This window comes from Vibrio sp. 1180_3 (assembly GCF_029478545.1).
GTDB classification, from domain to species: domain Bacteria; phylum Pseudomonadota; class Gammaproteobacteria; order Enterobacterales; family Vibrionaceae; genus Vibrio; species Vibrio aestuarianus.
The window spans coordinates 1-218 of sequence record NZ_SJFM01000322.1; the positions used below are offsets into that span (position 1 = coordinate 1).

At 43.1% G+C, this 218-nt stretch carries 1 protein-coding gene; it reads right to left on the reverse strand.

What is annotated here, in order from left to right; all coding sequences use genetic code 11:
- The coding region (locus tag EYW48_RS21990) for an IS66 family insertion sequence element accessory protein TnpB (protein WP_277433140.1) at positions 1-218 on the reverse strand (218 nt) is incomplete at both ends.

A 218-nucleotide genomic window follows, 5' to 3' on the forward strand; every position in this document is an offset into this window, starting at 1 on the left:
TATTTATCGATAAGGTCATATTGGCGACGGGTGTTTGAGCCATCTGGTAGCGAGTCGTTTTTTCGATAACTTCTGCTTTAACAAAGCCACTGATATTGGCTGACTCCGTAGTTTGTAACTGCTGGCGTTTGGCATAAAAAGTAGAAAGACTTAACCCATTACGCTCACAGAAGACCCGCTGTGATAGATGACTGGATTGGTATTGCTCGAACAAGGTT